We start from the raw sequence: 20,925 nt of genomic DNA, 5'->3' as shown, positions 1-20,925 counted from the left end.
ATGTCAAGCGTGATATGCCGCTCACATAGGCGGCACGACGCCATTGGTGCCGACCACGACGCGGGAGCTGGAGATCGTGCCATCCGCAGCCTTTTCGGAAGGAATGAACACGGTCGCGCCGCTTTTGAGATCTGCAACGGCAGCCGTGGCAAACGTCACGACCGGCGTGCCGTCGGGAATCGCGATCTTCTTTTCTCCACCCTTGTAGGTCACGGTGAGCGTATGGCCATCGACCGACTTGACGGCGTTGGCGACCGTGGCATTTGTCATCGAACTGTTGGGCTTCAGATCCCACGCATAGCTGCCTTCACCCGTGCCTTTCATGGCTGCGGGGAAAATCAGCACTTCAAGGGCACCGTTACCGCCATCGGTCGTCGGCAGGGATGCGATACCGACGAAATCGCCTTCCTTGATGTCGTTGACGGATGCCTTCGCCACGCTGGAAATCTTCCAACCGTCCTTGAGCATGATCTTGGCGTCCGTGCCTTCGCGGGTCTTCACGGACAGAATCGAACCATCGAGGCTATCGACCGTGCCGCGGACGCGGATCTGGTCAGCTGCTTGGGCGGAAAAACCGATCGCCGCCGCGATCAGCATGCCTGCGACCAAAGAGAACCCGTTTTTGGATATGGAGGACATATGCTCTTCCTTTTTAAAGTCCCTGACGTATCAGTGCCGACGGATGCGGGATGAAAATCCGCCGGTTTCCACAGAGCAAAACCTTCGCGGCCTGCCCCGCGAACTCTCAGATTCCGGCGTACCACTCGTAACCGCGGTCTTCCCAGAAGCCGCCATTGCCGCCGTAAAGACTGGCCAGATCAGCGACGGCTTCGATGCGCATGAGGTATTTGGCCTGTTTGTAGCCAAGCTGCCGCGCGACCCTCAGGCGAAGTGGCGCGCCATGCGCGACTTCCAGATCACGGCCGTTCATCGCATGGGCGAGAATGGTTTGCGGATGGAAGGCATCGACGAGATCGATGCTTTCGTAATACCAGCCGCTTCCGTCGAGCGTTTTTTCGAATTCGTCGGCACAATGGAAGACGATATAACGCGCCTCCGGCTTGAGACCGACCTGCTGCAACAGCGATCCCAGCGGCACGCCGGTCCATTGACCGATCGCACTCCAGCCCTCAACGCAGTCGTGCCGCGTGATCTGGGTGCGCGACGGCATTGCCTTGAGAGCCGCAAGCGATAGCTTCGTCGGCCGCTCCACAAGCCCACCGACTTCAAGCTGCCATGTCGAGAACTGCCGGCTGAGCAGGTCCTGATATTGCGCGCCGTCAGGCATGCTCGTGCCATTGGCGCGAAAAGTCGGCGAGATATCGGCCATGCCGAACTCGCGCGCCAGCGTGTCGTCGCCGATCAGCGCGCGTTGCGTCTTCATGGTCAGGCCTTCCGCGATCTTCAGGATCGACTGGACTTTCGGGCTTTCGACAAGGGCGTCGCAACCACTGAGGCCGAGCGCGGAGGCGGTGAGCGTCGAACCGATCAGAAACCGGCGGCGGGTGATGATACGGCTCATGGCTGGACCTCCGTCCGATCTTCAATGTCTATGGAATAGCGGCCGGTGATCATCGAGCGCATGTTGTTGAACACGCCCGAGACGAGGACCATCGCGACATGTACGACAACGAAGGCGACGAGCGCGAAGGCAGTGATGAAATGCAGCGTCCGGGCCGATTGCCGGCCGCCGAAGACATCGAGCATCCAAGGCGCGAAGGCATTGAAGCCAGGCGACATGGTGAGGCCCGTCGCGATCATCACCGGTAAAGCCAGGAATATGACGAGAAGATAAGTGAGTTTCTGCAGCGCATTGTAATGGCGGGCCTTCTCACCCTTGGGAAACCGCAAGCGGGCATGATCGACGATCTCGTCTCGAAGGTGGCCCGGCGTGAGCTCGTCCCGCGCAGGCAGAAGGTCCCGGCGGAAATGGCGGGCGACAAAGCCATAGGCCATGTAGATCAGGCCATTGATGACGAACAACCAGGCAAAGAAGAAGTGCCATCGCCGGCCGGTTGCGAGATCCTGGTAGCTGGGCAAGGTGATCCAGGCCGGAAAACCCCGTGCTGTCGCCTGTCCATCGACGGTCGAAACGCCAAGCATACCGGTCGTATTAAAGGAAAAGCTGCCGATCCGGGTAACACCCTTGATGGCATCGCCGTCCTCTGCTGCTTCCATCGACAGAACGGAGGGATCGTTGTCGGCGCCATATTGGCCCCAGTACAGCGCCGGATGCGCGTTGAAGATCTGCAGGCCGCTGAACAGCAATACCGTCATGCAAAGGACGTTGAGCCAGTGCGACAGGCGCACCGTCAGGCTGTGCCGGCGAATGAACACCCGCTTTCCGCCAGGCCTGACGTTTCGTGTTTCGATAGTTGCCATGAGTTCAACTCCGCGCAGATGCTTTTAATCCTGTACGGCGGCGCCCTCGCCCGAGTTTCAACTGCAAGGGCGCCACCCGTTCATTTCATCGCATCGCAGTGCTTCATCATGTTGGACTTCTTCATGCTGTCCTTCTCCATGCCCGCTTTGTGCATGCAGTCGGCTTTGCTGCCCATCTTGGTGCTGCCCATTTTCATGCTGTCGGTCTTCATCATTTCCGATTTCATGCTATTCGGCTTGCTCATGCTGTCCGTGCTGGTCTGCGCACTGGCGCTACCGGAGATGCAGAGGCCGACAAGGATTGCGCCAACACCGGTGGCGAATAGACGAATGGTCATGATTGTTCTCCCAGTTGTACGTGCCCACTGCCTTTTTCGACGAGGGTCACGCAGGGCTCATTCGCCACCGGCTGAGATTGGTTACGGCCATCCATCCACTATCACGCCCATGTGATTGCCGCAGTTTCCTCGCTTTTATTGCAACCGACGTGTAACGGTTTCACCGCGCTGGCGTATGAGCCCTTGAAGACATGAAGCAACTGACTGAGACCGAGCTGAAAGCACTGATGCTCTTGTCCCTTGATGGCGACGAGGTGGCTTATCGCTGCCTGCTCGACATGCTGAGGCACCTTCTCGTGAGCTATTATGGTCGACGCCTGAGCCGTTCGGCGCCTGCCGATGTGGATGACCTGGTGCAGGACACGTTGCTGGCGCTGCACCAGCGCAGGATCACCTATGACCGCGGACGGCCGTTCACCGCCTGGTTCTTCACGATCGCCAGGCACAAGCTGGTGGATCACTATCGTCGGTCGGATGACAAGGCACATCTTGGCATGGAGATGCTGGAGGAGATTGCCGGCGGATATAGTGAAGATGCCGTCTCCGCCAGAATGGACGTCAACCGGCTGCTGGAGAGCCTGCCTGCATGGCAGGGCGAGATGATCCGGCGGGTCAGACTGGAGGGCCATTCGGTATCGGACACGGCAGCGAAAAGCGGGCGCAGCGAGGCTGTCGTCAAGATCAGTGTGTTCAGAGGCATACAGGCGATAGCAGCCAAACTGAAAGGCGAGAGTAGTGACCGATGATTTGATCGACCGGCTCGCAACCGATCTGAAACCAGTCCGCCCCGGAGCGTTGGGACGATTGCTGGCATGCACCCTGCTGCCCGGTCTTATCCTTTCGGCCGCCCTGATTTTACTCGGACATGGGCTGAGGCCTGACCTGGCGCAGGCTCTTCCCACACCGGCATTCTGGGTGAAGTCGATTTATCCGCTCGCCCTGGCATTGATTGGGCTCTGCGCGCTCATGGTCGTCGCCCGACCCGGCGGCGTACCACGAAACGCTGGTTTTGCGTCCCTGTTGATTTATCTGGCCCTTGCGTCGCTCGGCCTCTGGCAATTGCGCCTCTCGCCGTCGAGCGACTATCCGAACCTGATATTCGGCATCTCATATTGGCTCTGCCCATTCATCATCCTCGTCGCGGCCATCCCGGTTTATGGGGCGATCATCCTGTTCCTGCGCCGCGGTGCGCCGACACATATCCGCCTGACCGGCTTCGTCGCGGGTTTGACCGCAGGCGCCATCGGCGCCTGGACATATTCATGGGGCTGCATCGAGAACGGCCTGCCATTCGTTGCTATCTGGTACACATCCGGCATCATTCTAACCGGGCTGATCGGCATGCTGTTGTCGCGCCGGCTGCTTCACTGGTGAGGATCATGGAGCTCGCCTGGCCGCCAATCGCGACCTGACGAGAAGGCAAAATCCGAAGTCTTCATCGAAAGCCTTCTCCTTCCCGATTTCGCCGATGGCCATCGGATGGATGGAACGCCAGATATGCAGCCATGAAAACACAGGTTTTTCATTGGCGCATCCGGTCCGTTATACGCTAAATCTCGCATGGACCTATGCTGGAGATTGATAAATGCGGCGTGATGAAATTGGAGATCTTCTGGCCTTCATGGCCGTTGCCGAAGAACGGAGTTTCACCCGCGCTGCCGCAAGGATGGGTACGTCCCAATCATCTCTCAGTCACACCATCCGGCGCATTGAGGAAAGAATGGGGGTGCGTCTGCTCACCCGGACGACGCGCAATGTCGCCCCGACGGATGCAGGAGAGCAACTGCTCGAAACATTGCGACCGGCATTTGACGACATCGAAACACGCGTCGATGTGATAAGCGCACTCGGAGCCAAACCGGCTGGAACAATTCGCCTGACATCGAGCCGGCAGGCCGCGGTCGGCATCGTCATGCCCGCCGCCAGCCGGTTGATGGCCGAATATCCGGACATCAATATCGAAATCTCGGTGGACCAGAAATTCACCGACATCGTCTCCGAACGTTACGATGCGGGTGTCCGGCTCGGCGAACGGGTGGAGAAGGACATGGTCGCCGTGCGAATAGGCCCTGAATTGCGGATGGCCGTCGCGGGGGCGCCCGGCTATTTCGAAAAACGAGGCAAGCCCCTGTCACCGCATGATCTGATGCAGCATGTCTGCATAAATCTTCGACTTCCCACGCTTGGCGGGCTCTACATCTGGGAATTTGAAAAGGATGACAGACCGCTCAACGTACGCGTTCAGGGGCAGTTTACCTGTAACGATGTGCCCATGCTGGTCGAGGCGGCCGTGAACGGCCTGGGACTCGTCTGCCTGCCAGACGATCAGTTCGGCTCATTGTTCGATGATGGCCGTCTGGAACACGTGCTTGAAGACTGGTGCCCCCCGTTCCCCGGATACCATCTCTACTATCCCAGCCGTCGACAGGTATCCCCAGCTTTCAGATTGCTGATCGAAGCATTGCGTTATCGCGACTAGATGTCGCTCTGTCGGTTTACCTTTGCATTCGCTCCGGGTTTCATCACCGATAAAGCGAAAGTTCCAGAAATTTTGGCAGTGCAGCAAAGAAACTTCCGGGCTTGGCGTTAAAATAGAATAGCAAATCCATAGAAGTTTGCCGCAAGTGGATAGGTTGATGGTCATCGAACAACGGCGAGACCGGACCCATGACGCGCTATCGGACACTTATTGCTTTCAGCCTCGGGCTTTTGGCGACGACGACATTTGCAACGGCCGGCCTTGCCGCAGATGCCCCCGCCAAGGGTGGCACGCTCGTCTATCTCGAGCAGCAGGCCCATACCAACCTTTACCCGCCGGCCGGCGGCTTTTATCCGAATGGCGGCGTCCTCAACCAGGTCACCGACAAGCTGACCTACCAGAACCCGAAGACGCTGGAGATCGAGCCCTGGCTGGCAACGTCCTGGACGGTCAACGACAATGCCACCGAATATACGTTCAAGCTGCGCCCCGGCGTCACCTTCTCCGACGGAACGCCGGTCGATGCGGCAACAGTGGCGAAAAACTTCGACACGTTCGGCCTCGGCAACAAGCCGCTGAAACAGCCGGTGTCCGAAGTGGTCAACAATTACGACCACAGCGAGGTCATCGATCCGCTGACGGTGAAGTTCACCTTCAAGAAACCCTCGCCCGGCTTCCTGCAGGGTACATCGGTGATCGGCTCCGGCATCGTCTCGCTTTCGACGCTGGCCCTGCCCTTCGAACAGCTTGGCGATGCAACGAAGATCATCGGGTCCGGCCCCTTCGTGGTGAAGGCCGAGACGATCGGCAAGTCACTCGATCTGACGGTCCGCGAGGACTATAACTGGGGACCGGCCAAGCTCGAACATCAGGGCCGCGCCTATCTCGACGGGATCAACTATATCGTCACCGCCGAAGACAGCGTGCGCATCGGCGCGCTTCTCGCCGGCCAGGCGGACTTCATCCGCCAGATCCAGGCCTATGACGAAGGTCAGGTGGAAGCCCAGAGCTTTACCATCTACGCACCCGGCACGCGCGGCGTGAACAACTCGATCGTCTTCCGCCCGGACAATCCGCTGGTGTCCGACATCAAGGTGCGCAAGGCGCTGTCGCTTGCGGTCAATCGCGACGAGATCCTGTCGACGATCTTCTCGAAGAACTATCCGAAGGCGACCTCGATCATCGCCTCGACCGCGATCGGCTATGTGGCGCAGGAAGACAAGCTCGGCTACGACCCGGAAAAGGCCGAAGCGCTGCTCGACGAAGCCGGTTTCAAGCTCGGGGCAGACGGCATCCGCGCCAAGGACGGCCAGAAGCTCATCCTGACCTCGTATGAATCGCTGCCGCAGCCGCAGAGCCGTGCGGTGCTGCAGCTGATCGCGCAGCAATGGTCCAAGCTCGGCGTCAAGCTGAACGTGCTGGCCGGCGATGCCGGCAGCAAGGTGGTCGACGAACTCGATCCGCTGAAGACGCCGGTTGCCGTCGCCATGGTCGGCCGCGCCGATCCCGATGTGGTCAAGAGCCAGTATTATCCGACCAACCGTAACCTGCTTTTGCAGAAGGGCGGCGTCAGCGACAAGGTCAAGACCTTCTCCGACGACAGGCTGAATGCCATTCTCGACGAGATCGCCTCGCAGCCGGACCGCGAAAAGCGGCTGAAGGCCGTGGCGGATGCGCAGGCCTACGTTCTCGATCAGGCCTATGCCGTTCCGATCTTCGAGGAACCGCAGGCCTTTGCCGGCGCCCCTTACGTCAAGGGCGTCGCCTTCGAAGCCGTCGGCCGCCCCGCATTCTACAGCACATGGCTCGATAAGTAACAGGGCTCGACAAGTAACAGAACTCCAAACCAACAGGCCTCCCAAGCCAAAGGGATGGCAGCCCACGGGCTGCCATCCGACTTTTCTCGGAGATATCAAATGACACGCTATGTCATCGGACGGATCGGCCAGGCGCTGCTCGTTCTCTGGGCGGCCTTCACGCTGTCCTTTATCCTGTTGCAGGCCATGCCCGGCGATGCGGTGCTGATCAAGTTCCTCAATCCGGAATTCGGCCTGAGCGCAGATCAGGTCGCGGATATCCGCGCCGCCTATGCGGTGGATTCCAACATCGTCGTGCAATACGGCAACACGCTCGTCAATTTCCTCAGGGGCGACTTCGGTTATTCGCTGCAGGCTGGCGTGCCGGTCTCGGCTCAGCTCGCCACCAATTTGCCGCCGACGCTGAGGCTCGCGGGCCTCGGCTTTCTCGCAGCAACCCTGCTTGCCGTCTTCATCGCCTTCCTCTCCTCGATGGCGCCTTTCGCGTGGCTGAGAAACGCCATCCAGTCGCTGCCATCGCTGTTCATCTCGGTCCCGGTCTTCTGGCTGGCGATCATGCTGATCCAGATCTTCTCCTTCCGGTTCCGGCTGGTGTCAGTCATCAACCCCGGCCCGTGGGAAAGCCTTGTCCTGCCGGTCGCAACACTTGCCGTCCCGATCGCCGCACCGCTGGCGCAGATCCTTATCCGCAACATCGACGAAATTCGCACCCGTCCCTTCGTCGCCGTGGCCCGTGCCAAGGGCGCCAGCGAGACGCGGCTGCTCTGGCGGCATGTAGCCCGCAACGCCATTCTCCCGACGCTGACCATTGCCGGCGTGCTGTTCGGTGAACTGATCGCCGGAGCGGTCGTCACCGAAACCGTCTTTGGTCTCAACGGTATCGGCGGGCTGACCGAAAAAGCCGTCGGCAATCAGGATCTCTCGGTGCTTCAGGCCGTCGTCGTCATCTCCGCCGCCGCCTTCGTCACCATCAATCTCGCGGTCGACCTTGCTTATCCGCTTCTCGACCCACGCCTCAGGAACAGGAGCGGTGCCGCAGCATGACCAGCATCGATACTTTTGCTCACCTCACCAGCACGACCGCCGAAGCCTCGCCCCGTCTCGGCAAACGCCGCGGCGTTCTGAAAACTCTGCGCAATTTCCCCTACGGTCTTGCGCTTGCCTGGCTGGTGCTTACGCTCGTACTTCTATGGGCGATCGTGCCATGGATCTTCACCAGCTATGATCCGCTGCAGGGCACGCCCGGCGGGCAGCTCAAGGCACCGTCGGCGCTTCACCTTCTCGGCACGGACTCGCTTGGCCGCGATCTCTTCGCCCGCATCGTTTACGGCGCCGTCCATTCGCTGTCGGGTGCGGTCGCCGCCGTTGGGGTCGGGCTTGTCGTCGGCAGCGGGATCGGGCTGATCGCCGGGTCGGTGCGCGGTCGCGTCGATGAAGTTCTGATGCGGCTGGTCGATGTGCTTCTGTCCATCCCGACGCTGCTGCTTTCACTTAGCATCATCATTCTTCTCGGCTTCGGCACGCTCAATGCGGCGATTGCGGTCGGTGCGACAGCAATCGCCGGGTTCGCCCGCCTCATGCGGTCGGAAGTTGTGCGCGTGCGCAATGCAGAATTCGTCGAGGCGGCCTTCGGCAGCGGCGGCACGTTCGGCAAGGTTTTATGGCGGCATATCCTGCCTAATTCGCTGACATCGGTCGTCGCCTATACGGCCGTCCAGTTCGGCTGGGCTATCCTGCAGATCTCGACCCTCGGCTTCCTTGGCTACGGTGCGCCGCCGCCGACGCCGGAATGGGGCCTGCTGATCGCTGAAGGACGCAATTACCTCGCCACTGCCTGGTGGTTAACCGCCGCCCCCGGCCTGATCGTCGTTGCCGTCGTCCTGTCGGCCAACCGTATCAGTCAATCGATCGGAAGGAGCGCCCGATGAGCATTTCCGCAAATCCCGTTCTGGACGTTCGCGATCTGGACATCTCCTACAGCCACGGCGATGAACGCTCGACGGTTGTCCATGGCGTGTCCTTCACCGTAGAGCCCGGCGAAGTCGTGGCGCTGGTCGGCGAAAGCGGATCCGGCAAGACCTCCACCGCACAGGCGGTCATCGGCCTGCTCGCGGGGAACGGCCGCATCGAGAGAGGTTCGATCCACCTCAACGGCGAGGAGATCAGCCGCTGGAGCGCTCGGCGCCTGCGCTCGATCCGCGGCGCCGTCGTCAGCCTCGTGCCGCAGGACCCCGGCAGTTCGCTCAATCCGGTTCTGACCATCGGCGCACAGGTGCGCGAGATTCTTGAAATTCACGGACGGCTCGATCGTCGCGAAGCCGATCGCAAGGTCATCGAACTCCTCACCAATGTCGGCCTCTCTGAACCGGAACTGCGGGCACGCCAATATCCGCACGAACTTTCCGGCGGCATGAAGCAACGCGTGCTGATCGCCATTGCCATCGCCCTGCGTCCGGCGCTGATCATCGCCGACGAACCGACATCTGCGCTCGACGTCACCGTACAGCGCCGTATCCTCGACCTGATCGACGACCTGCGCCGCGAGTACGGAACGTCGGTCCTGCTTGTCACGCACGATCTCGGCGTCGCCGCGGATCGGTCGGACAAGATCATCGTGCTGCAGGGCGGACGCATTCAGGAACAGGGCAAGACCGCGGACGTGCTCGCCTCGCCGCAAAGCGCCTACACCCGCAAGCTGCTCTCCGACGCTCCATCGCTTGCGGCCGCCAAGCCGCGGCCGCCCCTCAAGCCAGGCCGGCCCACCGCATTGACTGTCTCCAATCTGGTTCAGGATTTCACCCTGCCGACCGGCAGGAATTTTCGCGCCGTCGATGGAATTTCCTTCAGCGTCGCGCGCGGCACCACCCATGCGGTGGTCGGCGAAAGCGGCTCGGGCAAGACAACGACGATCCGCTCGATCGCCGGTTTCCAGAAACCCACATCCGGCGAAATCCGCATCGGCGATCTCGATGTTGCAAGTCTTCGCGCAGAAGCGTTGAGACAGTTCCGACGCAAGGTACAGCTCGTCTACCAGAACCCCTGGGCCTCGCTCGATCCGCGCCAGACGGTGCAGGCGATCGTCGAGGAGCCTATGCTCAACTTCGATTCACTGCCGCGCACCGAGCGTGAGGCGCGCGTGCGTGCCATCATCGAACGCGTCGGCCTTCCGGCGACGGTTCTTTCGCGTCTGCCGCATGCGCTTTCCGGGGGCCAGCGCCAGCGTGTGGCAATCGCCCGCGCGCTCGTTCTGGAACCGGAGGTTGTGGTGCTCGACGAGGCCGTTTCCGCGCTCGATGTCACGGTACAGGCGCAGATCCTCGAACTTCTTGCCGAGTTGCAGCGGGATCTCGGTCTTACCTATGTGTTCGTCTCACACGATCTCGCGGTCGTACGACAGATCGCCGACACGGTTTCCGTTTTGCACAATGGCAGGCAGGTCGATTACGGCACGGTCGACGAAGTCTTCTCCTCGACCTCGACCGCCTATACGCGCGAACTCATCGAGGCCATTCCCGGACGGAAATTTCCACATGCCGAAACATCACGGCAATTCATAAAAGCAGGACCTTTGTCATGACCAGCAAGATTGCTCCCAAACGCCTCGGCTTTTTCACGCGTCTGCTTGACGACGTTGCCGCCGGCGAACGTTATCGCCTGGCGGCGGAACAGATCATCCATGCCGAAGAAAACGGCTTCGACAGCGCCTGGATCGCCCAGCACCACTTCCATGCGGAAGAAGGTGGGCTTCCCTCGCCAGCCGTCTTCCTCTCCCATGTCGCCGCTCGCACATCGACTATCCGCCTCGGCACCGGTGTCATCACACTGCCCATGGAAAATGCGTTGCGGGTGGCTGAAGACACGGCCGTGCTCGACCTTCTTTCTGGAGGACGGCTGGACGTGGGCTTCGGCACCGGCGGCACGAAGGAATCCTTCGAGGCTTTCGGCATCGAGTCCGATCGCCGTGGCGAAGTCTATGCGGAAAACCTGACTGTGGTCCGCGATGCCTGGGCCGGAAAAGTGCTGCACGGCGGAAACCGTCTTTATCCCGATGCGCCGCATCTGCTCGACCGGGTCTGGCTGGCGACCTTCTCCGCCAATGGTGCACGTCTGGCGGGCCTGAGCGGCGATGGCCTGATGCTGTCTAGAACCCAGCCCCGCACGGCCGACAATCCCGATGCGACACTGGACGAAATCCAGAATCCGATCATCGACGCCTATCTTGCCGGCCTGCCGGAGGGCCGTGCGCCACGTATTCTGGGTTCGCGCAGCCTGTTCGTCGCCGACGATCGCAAGCGTGCGCTCGCGTTTGCCGAAACCGGCCTTCGCCGCGTTGCCGATCGTTTCGCGGCTGCCGGCCACCGGATCAACGGAGACACGCTTGAAGACCTGATCAAGGCACTGGATAGCCATGTCGGCACACCTGACGATGTGATCGCGTCGCTGAAAGAGGACAGTGCGCTCGCGCGTGCGACCGACATCGTCTTCCAGGTCCATTCCATCGACCCGCCGCATGCAGAAATTCTGCGCTCAATCGAACTGATCGCCGCGGAAGTCGCTCCCGCCCTCGGCTGGGCACGGTCTTCCGGGCCACAGCTCGTCGCTGCCCAGTAATTGCCGATAATCGAAAGAGACATACATGACCGATACAATCGACGTTATCGACCATCTCGTTGGAATCTCAGCGGGATCGCCCGCCGATGCGCTGCGTGACCGGCGCCCGATCACCAAAGAACATGCCCAGAAAAGCTGGACAGCTCTTTTCGAACCCGTCGACGCAAGCCAAGTATCGCTTGCAGACCGTTTTGCCGTCGCTGTTTTCGTCACAGCACTACACGGTGATCAAGGCATCGCGGAATTTTACGGCAAGACGCTGGCTGATCTTGAAAACGGTGTGGTCCTTCTTTCCTCCGTAAAGGCGCTGGCTGATCTCCATGCGACCAAGGGTCCCTATGGTCATTATCCCGACGGGCCTTTGAGTGCGGAAAATACCGATGGCGCGATCCTTGCTATCGGTGCTGCAGACCGAGCCATCCTCGGGGACCGGCTCGCCGCAGCGCTCGAACACGCTCACCTCCTCACCTTCCACCCGCGCGACGCCAGCCCCGAAGAACTTCAGAAGCTGCTTGATGCCGGATGGAGCACGACAGGTGTCGTCACCCTGTCCCAGCTCGTTTCCTTCCTCGCATTCCAGATCCGCGTCGTTGCCGGCCTTCGGGTCCTGGCCGCGGCCTAACGGAGAATATCCCCATGTCTGATACCGTTATCGAACCCGCCGTCGAAAACCCGCCGGTTGTCTTCACCCAGAACAAAATCGGCTGGACCGCATGGCTACAGCCTTTGGCAGAAGCCGAACTCACCGACCGGCACTATGAGGCACTGGTCGACAAGGCTCGAGCCAAGTCTGCCTATTTCGCGCTTCTGGTCCGTGATCCGGATATTCTGGAGGCACGCACCAAGACGGACAACGACATCTTTTACAACACCAAGGATGGCCTGCCGCGCGCCGAACGAGAATTGGCCGCCACCGCGGCATCACGGCTGAACGGCTGCATTCTCTGCGCCTCGGTCCATTCGCGCTTCGCCTCGCAATATTCCAAGCGCGAAGCTGATGTGCAGAAGCTTCTGGACGAAGGTGTCGATGCGGATCTCGGCGAACGCTGGAATGCGATCGTCTCGGCTTCCGTCGCGCTGAGCGCCACGCCGCCTGTCTTCGGTGCGGAACACGCAAAGCGCCTTCGCGATGCAGGACTGTCCAGCGAAGAAATTTCGGATGTCGTCCATGGCGCAGCATTCTTCAATTGGGCAAACAGGCTGATGCTCTCCATAGGTGAGCCGACGCCCGCCACCTGATTGCACCAAGCTCGCCCATATTACGCATTGCGTGCTCGACGTGGACCGCACCACATTGTTGCCGGCCCACGTCTTTGATTTATATAACGGAAATTGGCCACAGCGAGCTTCCTCCGATTGGGACAAAGCCCCGATGAAGTCACGCTGCCAAATCCCAAGAACAAGCGGCTCAGCACCCTAAATGGAGGCCGAGACTATGAGCTTGGACTGGCAGCGAGCACTCAGGGACATCCATTCGTGACACATCAACACAGGCGGCATGTTAGACCATTCTTGCCATGCCGCCGAGTTGCCGCCATATACGGGCCCATGACGCGTGATTCCAAAATATTCGTAAGCCTTAAATCCACCAAGAAGAAGGCCCCGACACCCACCGAACCTACTGGGCCGAAATGCCAGTGGGACGGTTGCGAGAAGGTCGGGCCGCATCGCGCGCCTGTCGGAGGCGCCGCGGAGGGACTGTATCTTTCATTCTGTCTGGAGCATGTGAGGGATTACAACAAAGGCTATAACTACTCCACCGCCCTCTCCAGCCCGGAAGTTGCCCGCTACCAGAAGGAAGCTGCGGCCGGGAGCCGCGTGACCTCGGGTACAGCCTTCAGCGCGGCAAAGGAGGCCCCACTTCCCTCCACGGCCCCATCCGGTTCGGCAAAATCCGTCAACGCCCGCAAATCTGCAGCTCAGCGCCTTTTCGAGAAAAGGGCCTCTCAGGCACGAAAACTCAAGGTTCTCGAAGCCAAGGCGTTTGAAACCCTTGGACTAGCGCCGGATGCGACACCGGAAGAGATCAGGGCCCGCTACAAAGAACGGCTTAAAATGCACCATCCTGACGCAAACCAGGGGAATCGTAATTCCGAGGATCTGCTTCGGGCGTCCATCGAGGCCCACAAAATCCTTAAGATGAACGGATTTTGCTAGAGGTTGCTTTCACAAGGTTTACCTGAGCCCCAAATTCGGGATATGTAACGATCAAGCGTCTTGCGGCGTGGTATGTGTATGACGAGGCACTTCTGCTTCCTCATATAAAATTGTGGGGCATTGGCCCCAATTGAACAGGGAACTCTGATGGCGACCGGCACTGTTAAATTTTTCAACCAAGACAAGGGCTTCGGCTTTATCACGCCTGAAAATGGCGGCGCGGACGTATTCGTGCACATTTCGGCAGTCGCCTATGGCGCCGCTCTGCGTGACGGCCAGAAGGTAAGCTACGAGCTGGGCCAGGATCGCAAGACCGGCAAGTCGAAGGCTGAAAACGTCAACCCGCTGTAAGCGATTTCGTTGACGGATCATACTGATGATGCCGCGTTGAGAAACGCGGCATCATTTCCTAGGGAGGTTTCAGATGCTTACAGCTTTATGTCGGCGTCAACGAATCCGTTTTTCGTCGTTTGTGCAGGATACGCCGCCATCAGTTGCGTTGCGAATTCCCTGACAACGGAAAAAACCGCAGCGCTTGAAGCGCTTGCCTGTCCGACTTCCGAAAACAGATTTCGATTGCTGGGCTGATACGCTATTGGTGCCCCAAATCACCAGATTTGAAGGGCAGCAGGCATGTTGATCAAGCAAAGCGACTATCACCGGATCTACAGGGTCATCAACAGCCTCCTGGTCAATGAAAATGCCGACCCTGCTACGGCTGCCATGTATTTCAGCACGTTCGGTGCCTTCATCCTCAAACAACACTACAAGCTGGACGCGACGCCGAAGGGCGGTCTTGCGGCCTACAATCTCGATGGCACCGTCATCCTGTTTGCCGATCACCGCGAGGACGGCTTCGTGACCGGTGCCGGAGAAAACTTCCATTGCTGGGTCGAGGCTGATGGCTGGGCGATCGACTTCATGGCGCCGGCATTCTCCGAAAGTGCAAAAGACCTTTCGGTGTCCTCCAAGATGTTCCAGCGCCCCATGTCCGAGATGGCAACGTCGATCAACGATCTCGAACGGTCCGGTGACTTCTTTTATCGCTCCGAACCTGAAGCGACTGCCCGACGTTTCGCGGAGTGGCGCAAGCACGCCATGATCGGAGACCTGGCCACCGTCGCCGCAAAGTGGTTTCGCAAATCGCCGAGGCAGATTCCTGCATCCATTTCCGTTCAGGAGAAACTCGGAACGACCAGGGATATCCCGCTCATTGGAAATTCGCTCGCTGGCGCGTGGTAATGCAGCCCTGAGAGATAACGCGTGATTGACGCGTGCCGATCGTCATGGTCAGAACAGTTCGCCAGGACGAGGAGATGACATGACCGCTGAACGCCACCTGTTGCAGATGCTATTTAGCGCCGCCGTAAAGGCCGCTAATCCGCTCAACGGAATCCGCAAGCACCTGCCGCAGCCACCCGCAAATGGCCGCACGGTCGTCATTGGCGCCGGCAAGGGAGCGGCACAGATGGCGGCGGCGCTGGAAACGGTCTGGGGTGGCCCCGTCCTGAGCGGAGTGGTCGTCACACGATACGGTTATGGCTGCGAAACGAAGAACATAGAGATAATTGAAGCCGCTCATCCTGTTCCCGACGAGGCTGGCCTTGCGGCAAGCCGCCGGCTGGTCGATGCGGTGTCTGATCTGTCGGAAAATGATCTGGTCATCGCGCTGATCTGTGGGGGTGGCTCCGCCTTGCTTCCGTCGCCTCCGAAGGGGCTGACACTTCAGGACGAAATAGCCCTCAACGAGACGCTGCTCGCATCCGGTGCGCCCATTTCGGCCATGAACGTGGTGCGCAAGCATGTGTCGACGATCAAGGGCGGACGGCTCGCCGCAGCAACGAAAGCGCGTGTGGTCAGCCTGATCGTATCGGATATACCCGGCGACAATCCCGCCTTCGTCGCGTCCGGTCCGACCGTGCCCGATGCCAGTACGCGCCAGGAGGCGCTCGCCATTGTCGAGCAATACCGGATGGAGCTTCCGGCGCGCGTCATCGCGCATCTGAATACGCCGGCAGCCGATGCTCCGATGCAGGAAGATCCACGTTTTGCAAGAAACGAGCAGCACATCATCGCGTCTGCCGGGGTTTCGCTCGAGGCTGCGGCTGATCTTGCTCGCAGTCACGGCGTCGAAGCCCATATCCTTTCCGACTCCGTCGAGGGTGAAGCGCGTGATGTGGCTCTCGTGCATGCGGCTATCGCCCGCGAAGTCGCCCTGAAGGATCGGCCATTCACCAAGCCGGCAGTGATCCTGTCTGGGGGGGAAACCACCGTGACAATCCGCTCCAAAGGCGGGAAAGGTGGACGCAACGGAGAATTCGCCCTGTCGTTCGCGCTAGCAATCGGCGGTACGCGGGTCGTGGCGCTTGCCGCCGACACCGACGGGATCGATGGTTCGGAAAACAATGCCGGCGCCTTCGTTGACGGAACAACAGCGCAACAACTGCTGCGCGCCGGCCTCGACGGCCGAACTCTGCTCGAGCGCAACGACAGCTATTCTGGCTTTGCTGCTATCGGCGACCTTTTCGAAACCGGCCCGACCGGGACGAATGTCAATGATTTCAGGGCTATTCTGATACGCTGATCGTTTATTGAAGCGACGGCTTGATCAGGAAATCGTTCCTGTCCGCTGACTTGACCCTGAGCCAGGCTTCGCGGCCGTCGCGAAGTATCCGCATCGGAATTTCGGCACCCGGCGAGCCGCTATCCCATACTTTCCGATAGAAGTCCGCCAATCCATCGACTTCACCGTCCCGGATTTCGGAAATGACGTCGCCGCTTCGCAAACCGGCCTTTGCGGCAGGTCCATCTTCCGTGACGCTCATAACCACAACTTCGCCATTGGTTTCAGCCGAATAGGCCCCGAGCCAAGGGCGCGGCGGCTTGTTGATCATACCCTGACTCAGCACATCGTCGAGAATAGGCTTCAGCAGGTTGATCGGCACGGCCATGTTAATGTCGGCGATTTCACCACCCTTGCTCATCTGCAATCTCAGCGAACCGAGACCGACGAGCCTGCCCTCACTATCGATCAGCGAGGCCCCGCCCCAAGATGGATGGGCAGGGGTGATAAAGATCGCCTCATCAAGCAGATATTCCCAATAACCGGCGAATTCCTGTTTTGCGACGATATGGCCACGAACATACTGCCCCTCACCATCGGCAAACACGATCGCATCTTCCACCGAGGCTTCGTCGGAATTGCCGATAGGGAGTGCCGGCAGGTCGAGCGGCGCAAGTGCCTGGACAAGACCAAAACCACTTTCCTGGTCATAGGCCGTCACATAAGCTGGCACGATGCGACCATCGTGACGCGTCAGCCAGACCTCGGTGGCTTCCGTGATCAGGTAACCGATCGTCAGCACCAGACCGTTTTCGCGGATCACGACACCGCTGCCTTCACGGCGCGTGCCAAGCGTGCCCGCAGTGAAAGCCTTTTCGGGAATGGAGGCGCGGACGGCCACAAGCGACCGCAAGATTTTTTCGAGATCCATGATGCAAATCCTGAAAATAAGCCGGAAAAACATCCCGGGGAACAATGTATCTAGCGCTGAAACGTCACCTGCGCGAAACTGAAGCTAAGCGGCACCTGCCATCCAGGCGAGCAATTTCTTGCAAACAACATCGTCGCGCTCGATAGCCCGACCTTCGCAAGGCAGCCTATCGACCTGATGTATATATTTATCCAGCAGCCTATTTTGAACCCTTGGCAAGCTTGAAAAATCAATCCGGGTATCGCTGTCTGCAGATGATCCGCAGGTTGACGATATACTGATCGATACCTTTGAAAGTGGTGTCTTCAATGACTTGGGGGGGCGTCCAGTTTTGATCGCCTTTGGCGCTGATATGCCCAAGCTCTGCCAAACGAAGCTCGATGAAGCCCGCCCTGAGGCCTTCCCGGATTCGCTGAACCTGCAATTGCCTTTCAACACATGCGCTGCTGCTTGACCAAAAGTACTCGGCTGTATGGCCCGGCCCGGCTAAAGCCAACGAGAGGGCGACAAAGGTAGATAGTTCCGGCCTGGTCTTCATGTTTGCACCGCGGCTATTCCGCAAGATTTTTTTATGGTGACACCCATGTTCGACATTGATGCTCCTTTATTTTTTTGAAAGCTCCCGCAAACAAACTCCGGTCAACCGCTGCATCATCCAGATGCTTTCCAGCGAAAACGCCTATACCCCATCTTGAAAGTGCAGATCCCCGATTTGGATCGGAATAAAACAAATTTCAAGAAGAGTCCCGATTAATCTTGCGTTTCAAACGCCATCAATTCATCATATATTGAATTGGACCGAATTTAAACTCGACAATATCGCCTTATATCAAGAGTTTCACTTCGATTCCGCATAAATTACGTTGCTTGTTACGAATACGTAGACACATCCGTTCCGCTCATGCAGGTCTGATGTTTCTTCTGAAATCGTCGATTGAGAACGCCAAGGCGTCGCGGCACGCCTTAATGACGGGGCGATATGAGCCATGCGGGGCGCATTTCCGATGCGCGTGAATAACTTGTCCAATCAGTGATGGGAGTACATCCTTATGCTGTCCAGCCGCGATATCCTGAATACGGAGTTTGATGTGTGCGTTGTCGGAGCCGGGCCTGTCGGTGTCTGTATCGCCCTCACTCTCGGCCGGGCCGGCATTCGAACAATCCTTCTCGAGCGCGGGGCACGAAACGCGATACCGCCAAAAAAGCAGGAAGGTGTACGGCTGGATGACGCCGTCCCGCACGCGCCCGATCACGATACGCTGGCATTCGGCCTGGGAGGGACTTCAAGCCGCTGGGGTGGGCGATGCGTCGAGCTTGACGATATTGATTTCGAGCATCGCGACTATCTCGGTGAAGAGGCGCGCTGGCCGATAACCCACAGCGAACTGGAGCCTCATTACACTGAGGCGGCACAGCTGATGAAGGCACCTCGTCCGCACAATGCATCGATATCAAACGAAGCATTTATCGAGTCGGTCGAAAGCTGGGCCTTTCCTCGCAACACTGCGACGGCAAACCGAGAGACTCTCCTGTCTTCAAAAGACCTGCACATTCTTCTCGACGCCCAATTGATCAAGTTGAATTTCGATAGCGCAACGAGCAGGGCCGTCTCGGCGACCATCCGATGCGACAGACAATTGGGGACGGTTCGTGCAACCCACTTCGTTCTGGCATGCGGAGGTCGCGAAAATTCGCGCATCCTGCTCAACCTCCAGGCACAATTTCCCGACCTTTTCGCCGGAGAGGAAGGGCCGCTCGGGCGATATTATATGGGGCATCTGACTGGCCAGATTGCCCAGATACGGTTTCAGTCAGACGCGATCGCAGAGCAGTTTTTCTACAAGCGACAACAGGATGGCCGCTTCACGCGCAGACGCCTGCAGCCTTCCCCTCAAACGCAGCGAAATCTGGGCGTGTTGAACACCGTGATGTGGCCGCACAGCTCGGATGTTGGCAAGCTGCCGCCGCGCCAGCCGTTGGCTTCGGCTGTTTTTCTCAGGGAGGTTCTTGCGGGAAAACGCAGTGCATCCCGGCAGGACTGCATCACACATGGCATGTTCCTGATGCGGCATCCCATCAACGGCCTGGCTTCGATCTCCAAGGTTGCACATGACAGGTATTTTTACGGGCTTCCGCACCTCCAGGTGCGCGATGCGCACAACGAATATGGCCTTAGTTACCATGCCGAGCAGGCACCGAGGAGACTGAGCCGCGTTCAGTTGGTCAACGATCCTGATCAGGACGGCCAGTTCGGGATAAGCACCGAATTCAGCTACTGCCCTGAAGATTATCAATCTGTTCTTCGCATCCATCACAGTTTTGACGAGTGGCTGAGAAAAGCAGGCCTCGGCTCACTGCGTTTCTTGGAGGGAGATCTGGAGGAAATGGTGATATCGCAGGCTCATGACGGCTACCATCAGATCGGATTGACGCGCATGGGCAGCAACCGCCAAGACGGTGTCGTCGATGCCGATTGCCGCACCTTTGATATAGATAACCTCTTCGTCGCAGGAAGCTGCGTCTTCCCAACGTCAGGGCAGGCCAATCCGACATTTCCCGCCGTCGCATTCGGGGTTCGACTGGCCCATCATTTGGTGAGCCTCGTAGCACGAGCGCAACCAGCGAAGACTGCTTAAGCGCAGACGTAATGCGACTTAGCCGCTACCGCGATTTGATTGCGAGTGGCCTCTCCTCCAGCAGATCTTCTGCCGCAAGAGAGGCCATCGCTTCATTTATTCGGCTGCAATTGCCGACTGTTTTGCATTGAGAGCTATCAGTCGCTTGGCGCGCTCAAGACTTGCAGGTTGTTCTGCGTGGTAACGGCGGCCGATTTCCATCATCAGCACGGTCCCCGGCAGGAAGCTCAGTTCGGAGAAGATATCTTCCCAGTCGATATCACCCCAGCCGAGCGGCATGTGAAGGTCGCCGATGCCGAGCGCGGTATTTTCCTGCACGTGATACGGCTTGTAGAAAGCCTGCGGGCGGCCGAAACTGTCATGCACATGCAGATGGCCGGCAACCGGCGCCATGGCACGCAGTTCTTCACGGAAGTTCAGGCCACGATAGGTGGATTCGAGATAGGCGTGGCTGAAGTCGATCAGCGCCACGAGGTTTGGATGATTGACCGCCCTGACGGTTTCGGCAATCTGCGTCGGCGTCTGGCGATACTGGCCAAGCTCGGTGGTGAAGATGTTTTCGAACGCGATACGCACGCCGTAGGGCTTGCAGAATTCTGCAAGCTCGAACAGCGCCTCGCGCTCGCGTTTGTCGGCATCGGCGCGTTCTGCCAGCTGGTCCGCACGCAGGTTACCGCCATGCTGGACGAGGATGCGGGCACCGATGCGGTCGCAGACCTGCGCCAGCGCCTTGGCGGCGTCGATCTGGTAACGGCAGGTGTCCGGGTCCATGAAGTTCGAGGAGACGAGGCCGTGAACCGTGTAGCGGAAATCGAACTGCTTGGTGATCGCGACAAGCCGCTCGGCGCGCTCCTCGATGATGCGGCCGCCGGCGATGAGATCGAGACTGGTGAGGCCCAGCTCGACGGTATCAACGCCTATCTCTGCAAGGACGCGCAGTTCCTGTTCAAGGCTCGCCAGTTCGCCGTCTACTGAGCCGGCATTGAAGCCTGTGCCGATGATATTGCCCAT

The 20,925-nt window shown here is 59.1% G+C and carries 22 protein-coding genes; 15 read left to right on the top strand and 7 right to left on the bottom strand.

Annotated features, from left to right (window positions below):
• Positions 1 to 21: 21 nt before the first annotated feature.
• From FHP24_RS13370 to FHP24_RS13355, 4 genes are all read right to left on the bottom strand, one after another.
• Positions 22 to 639: a hypothetical protein gene (locus FHP24_RS13370; RefSeq protein ID WP_139676677.1), complete on the bottom strand. Its 618-nt coding sequence runs from the start codon at positions 637 to 639 to the stop codon at positions 22 to 24.
• Positions 640 to 745: 106 nt separating this feature from the next.
• Complete coding sequence (locus FHP24_RS13365) at positions 746 to 1,522, bottom strand: molybdopterin-binding protein (protein WP_139676676.1); 777 nt, start codon at positions 1,520 to 1,522, stop codon at positions 746 to 748.
• A complete protein-coding gene (locus tag FHP24_RS13360) occupies positions 1,519 to 2,382 on the bottom strand; it encodes a cytochrome b/b6 domain-containing protein (RefSeq protein WP_139676675.1) in 864 nt (287 codons plus the stop codon). The genes FHP24_RS13365 and FHP24_RS13360 overlap by 4 nt, the downstream gene beginning before the upstream one ends.
• Before the next feature lie 80 nt (positions 2,383 to 2,462).
• Complete coding sequence (locus tag FHP24_RS13355; protein ID WP_139676674.1) at positions 2,463 to 2,720, bottom strand: hypothetical protein; 258 nt, start codon at positions 2,718 to 2,720, stop codon at positions 2,463 to 2,465.
• 191 nt (positions 2,721 to 2,911) lie between these two features.
• On the opposite strand from FHP24_RS13355, the gene FHP24_RS13350 reads away from it, so the two are divergent.
• The 14 genes from FHP24_RS13350 (at position 2,912) to FHP24_RS13285 (ending at position 16,368) form a co-directional block, all read left to right on the top strand.
• Positions 2,912 to 3,466, top strand: coding sequence for a sigma-70 family RNA polymerase sigma factor (locus FHP24_RS13350; protein WP_139676673.1), 555 nt, complete (start codon positions 2,912 to 2,914; stop codon positions 3,464 to 3,466).
• Positions 3,456 to 4,094, top strand: coding sequence for a DUF1109 domain-containing protein (locus tag FHP24_RS13345; RefSeq protein WP_139676672.1), 639 nt, complete (start codon positions 3,456 to 3,458; stop codon positions 4,092 to 4,094). The genes FHP24_RS13350 and FHP24_RS13345 overlap by 11 nt, the downstream gene beginning before the upstream one ends.
• Before the next feature lie 211 nt (positions 4,095 to 4,305).
• Entirely contained in the window at positions 4,306 to 5,199 is an 894-nt protein-coding gene (locus tag FHP24_RS13340; protein WP_139676671.1) for a LysR family transcriptional regulator, read from the top strand.
• 188 nt (positions 5,200 to 5,387) lie between these two features.
• Positions 5,388 to 7,016: a TIGR04028 family ABC transporter substrate-binding protein gene (locus tag FHP24_RS13335; RefSeq protein WP_139676670.1), complete on the top strand. Its 1,629-nt coding sequence runs from the start codon at positions 5,388 to 5,390 to the stop codon at positions 7,014 to 7,016.
• Between the two features lie 99 nt (positions 7,017 to 7,115).
• Positions 7,116 to 8,060 (top strand): ABC transporter permease, encoded by a 945-nt coding sequence (locus FHP24_RS13330; protein ID WP_139676669.1) that lies wholly within the window; start codon positions 7,116 to 7,118, stop codon positions 8,058 to 8,060.
• A complete protein-coding gene (locus tag FHP24_RS13325) occupies positions 8,057 to 8,944 on the top strand; it encodes an ABC transporter permease (RefSeq protein ID WP_139676668.1) in 888 nt (295 codons plus the stop codon). The genes FHP24_RS13330 and FHP24_RS13325 overlap by 4 nt, the downstream gene beginning before the upstream one ends.
• A complete protein-coding gene (locus FHP24_RS13320; protein ID WP_139676667.1) occupies positions 8,941 to 10,593 on the top strand; it encodes a dipeptide ABC transporter ATP-binding protein in 1,653 nt (550 codons plus the stop codon). The genes FHP24_RS13325 and FHP24_RS13320 overlap by 4 nt, the downstream gene beginning before the upstream one ends.
• Positions 10,590 to 11,627, top strand: a complete 1,038-nt coding sequence (locus FHP24_RS13315; RefSeq protein WP_139676666.1) for a putative FMN-dependent luciferase-like monooxygenase — start codon at positions 10,590 to 10,592, stop codon at positions 11,625 to 11,627. Before FHP24_RS13320 ends, FHP24_RS13315 begins: the two co-directional genes overlap by 4 nt.
• Before the next feature lie 25 nt (positions 11,628 to 11,652).
• A complete protein-coding gene (locus tag FHP24_RS13310; protein WP_139676665.1) occupies positions 11,653 to 12,249 on the top strand; it encodes a CMD domain protein in 597 nt (198 codons plus the stop codon).
• Positions 12,250 to 12,263: 14 nt separating this feature from the next.
• Positions 12,264 to 12,866, top strand: coding sequence for an alkylhydroperoxidase domain protein (locus FHP24_RS13305; protein WP_139676664.1), 603 nt, complete (start codon positions 12,264 to 12,266; stop codon positions 12,864 to 12,866).
• Positions 12,867 to 13,175: 309 nt separating this feature from the next.
• The gene (locus FHP24_RS13300; RefSeq protein ID WP_139676663.1) at positions 13,176 to 13,784 is read left to right on the top strand and encodes a J domain-containing protein; all 609 of its coding nucleotides are present in this window, start codon (positions 13,176 to 13,178) and stop codon (positions 13,782 to 13,784) included.
• 147 nt (positions 13,785 to 13,931) lie between these two features.
• Positions 13,932 to 14,135 (top strand): cold-shock protein, encoded by a 204-nt coding sequence (locus tag FHP24_RS13295; RefSeq protein WP_112456227.1) that lies wholly within the window; start codon positions 13,932 to 13,934, stop codon positions 14,133 to 14,135.
• Positions 14,136 to 14,417: 282 nt separating this feature from the next.
• Positions 14,418 to 15,026: a DUF2026 family protein gene (locus FHP24_RS13290; protein ID WP_139676662.1), complete on the top strand. Its 609-nt coding sequence runs from the start codon at positions 14,418 to 14,420 to the stop codon at positions 15,024 to 15,026.
• A 79-nt stretch (positions 15,027 to 15,105) separates the two neighbouring features.
• On the top strand, positions 15,106 to 16,368 hold the full coding sequence (locus tag FHP24_RS13285; protein WP_139676661.1) for a glycerate kinase type-2 family protein: 1,263 nt from the start codon (positions 15,106 to 15,108) through the stop codon (positions 16,366 to 16,368).
• Positions 16,369 to 16,372: 4 nt separating this feature from the next.
• Here FHP24_RS13285 and FHP24_RS13280 read toward each other — a convergent pair whose 3' ends face one another.
• Both FHP24_RS13280 and FHP24_RS13275 read right to left on the bottom strand, forming a co-directional pair.
• Positions 16,373 to 17,278 (bottom strand): S1C family serine protease, encoded by a 906-nt coding sequence (locus tag FHP24_RS13280; RefSeq protein WP_139676660.1) that lies wholly within the window; start codon positions 17,276 to 17,278, stop codon positions 16,373 to 16,375.
• Between the two features lie 229 nt (positions 17,279 to 17,507).
• On the bottom strand, positions 17,508 to 17,816 hold the full coding sequence (locus FHP24_RS13275; RefSeq protein WP_139676659.1) for a hypothetical protein: 309 nt from the start codon (positions 17,814 to 17,816) through the stop codon (positions 17,508 to 17,510).
• A gap of 511 nt (positions 17,817 to 18,327) precedes the next feature.
• Here FHP24_RS13275 and FHP24_RS13270 point away from each other — a divergent pair.
• Positions 18,328 to 19,914 (top strand): GMC oxidoreductase, encoded by a 1,587-nt coding sequence (locus FHP24_RS13270; RefSeq protein ID WP_139676658.1) that lies wholly within the window; start codon positions 18,328 to 18,330, stop codon positions 19,912 to 19,914.
• Positions 19,915 to 20,010: 96 nt separating this feature from the next.
• Here the strand turns inward: FHP24_RS13270 and FHP24_RS13265 are convergent, their stop codons facing one another.
• Positions 20,011 to 20,925, bottom strand: a complete 915-nt coding sequence (locus tag FHP24_RS13265) for a TIM barrel protein (protein WP_139676657.1) — start codon at positions 20,923 to 20,925, stop codon at positions 20,011 to 20,013.

Source organism: Aliirhizobium smilacinae, assembly GCF_006335145.1.
Lineage (GTDB): Bacteria > Pseudomonadota > Alphaproteobacteria > Rhizobiales > Rhizobiaceae > Neorhizobium > Neorhizobium smilacinae.
The sequence above is the reverse complement of the archived record's forward strand: the minus strand, read 5'-3'. Positions and strand labels throughout refer to the sequence as shown.

Coding starts and splice junctions, on each gene's coding strand:
- FHP24_RS13265 (WP_139676657.1), bottom strand. CDS start 20,925: ATGGGCAATATCATCGGCACAGGCTTCAATGCCGGCTCAGTAGACGGC.
- FHP24_RS13370 (WP_139676677.1), bottom strand. CDS start 639: ATGTCCTCCATATCCAAAAACGGGTTCTCTTTGGTCGCAGGCATGCTG.
- FHP24_RS13310 (WP_139676665.1), top strand. CDS start 11,653: ATGACCGATACAATCGACGTTATCGACCATCTCGTTGGAATCTCAGCG.
- FHP24_RS13280 (WP_139676660.1), bottom strand. CDS start 17,278: ATGGATCTCGAAAAAATCTTGCGGTCGCTTGTGGCCGTCCGCGCCTCC.
- FHP24_RS13290 (WP_139676662.1), top strand. CDS start 14,418: ATGTTGATCAAGCAAAGCGACTATCACCGGATCTACAGGGTCATCAAC.
- FHP24_RS13360 (WP_139676675.1), bottom strand. CDS start 2,382: ATGGCAACTATCGAAACACGAAACGTCAGGCCTGGCGGAAAGCGGGTG.
- FHP24_RS13350 (WP_139676673.1), top strand. CDS start 2,912: ATGAAGCAACTGACTGAGACCGAGCTGAAAGCACTGATGCTCTTGTCC.
- FHP24_RS13320 (WP_139676667.1), top strand. CDS start 8,941: ATGAGCATTTCCGCAAATCCCGTTCTGGACGTTCGCGATCTGGACATC.
- FHP24_RS13325 (WP_139676668.1), top strand. CDS start 8,057: ATGACCAGCATCGATACTTTTGCTCACCTCACCAGCACGACCGCCGAA.
- FHP24_RS13315 (WP_139676666.1), top strand. CDS start 10,590: ATGACCAGCAAGATTGCTCCCAAACGCCTCGGCTTTTTCACGCGTCTG.
- FHP24_RS13365 (WP_139676676.1), bottom strand. CDS start 1,522: ATGAGCCGTATCATCACCCGCCGCCGGTTTCTGATCGGTTCGACGCTC.
- FHP24_RS13330 (WP_139676669.1), top strand. CDS start 7,116: ATGACACGCTATGTCATCGGACGGATCGGCCAGGCGCTGCTCGTTCTC.
- FHP24_RS13355 (WP_139676674.1), bottom strand. CDS start 2,720: ATGACCATTCGTCTATTCGCCACCGGTGTTGGCGCAATCCTTGTCGGC.
- FHP24_RS13340 (WP_139676671.1), top strand. CDS start 4,306: ATGCGGCGTGATGAAATTGGAGATCTTCTGGCCTTCATGGCCGTTGCC.
- FHP24_RS13270 (WP_139676658.1), top strand. CDS start 18,328: ATGCTGTCCAGCCGCGATATCCTGAATACGGAGTTTGATGTGTGCGTT.
- FHP24_RS13285 (WP_139676661.1), top strand. CDS start 15,106: ATGACCGCTGAACGCCACCTGTTGCAGATGCTATTTAGCGCCGCCGTA.
- FHP24_RS13335 (WP_139676670.1), top strand. CDS start 5,388: ATGACGCGCTATCGGACACTTATTGCTTTCAGCCTCGGGCTTTTGGCG.
- FHP24_RS13300 (WP_139676663.1), top strand. CDS start 13,176: ATGACGCGTGATTCCAAAATATTCGTAAGCCTTAAATCCACCAAGAAG.
- FHP24_RS13275 (WP_139676659.1), bottom strand. CDS start 17,816: ATGAAGACCAGGCCGGAACTATCTACCTTTGTCGCCCTCTCGTTGGCT.
- FHP24_RS13295 (WP_112456227.1), top strand. CDS start 13,932: ATGGCGACCGGCACTGTTAAATTTTTCAACCAAGACAAGGGCTTCGGC.
- FHP24_RS13305 (WP_139676664.1), top strand. CDS start 12,264: ATGTCTGATACCGTTATCGAACCCGCCGTCGAAAACCCGCCGGTTGTC.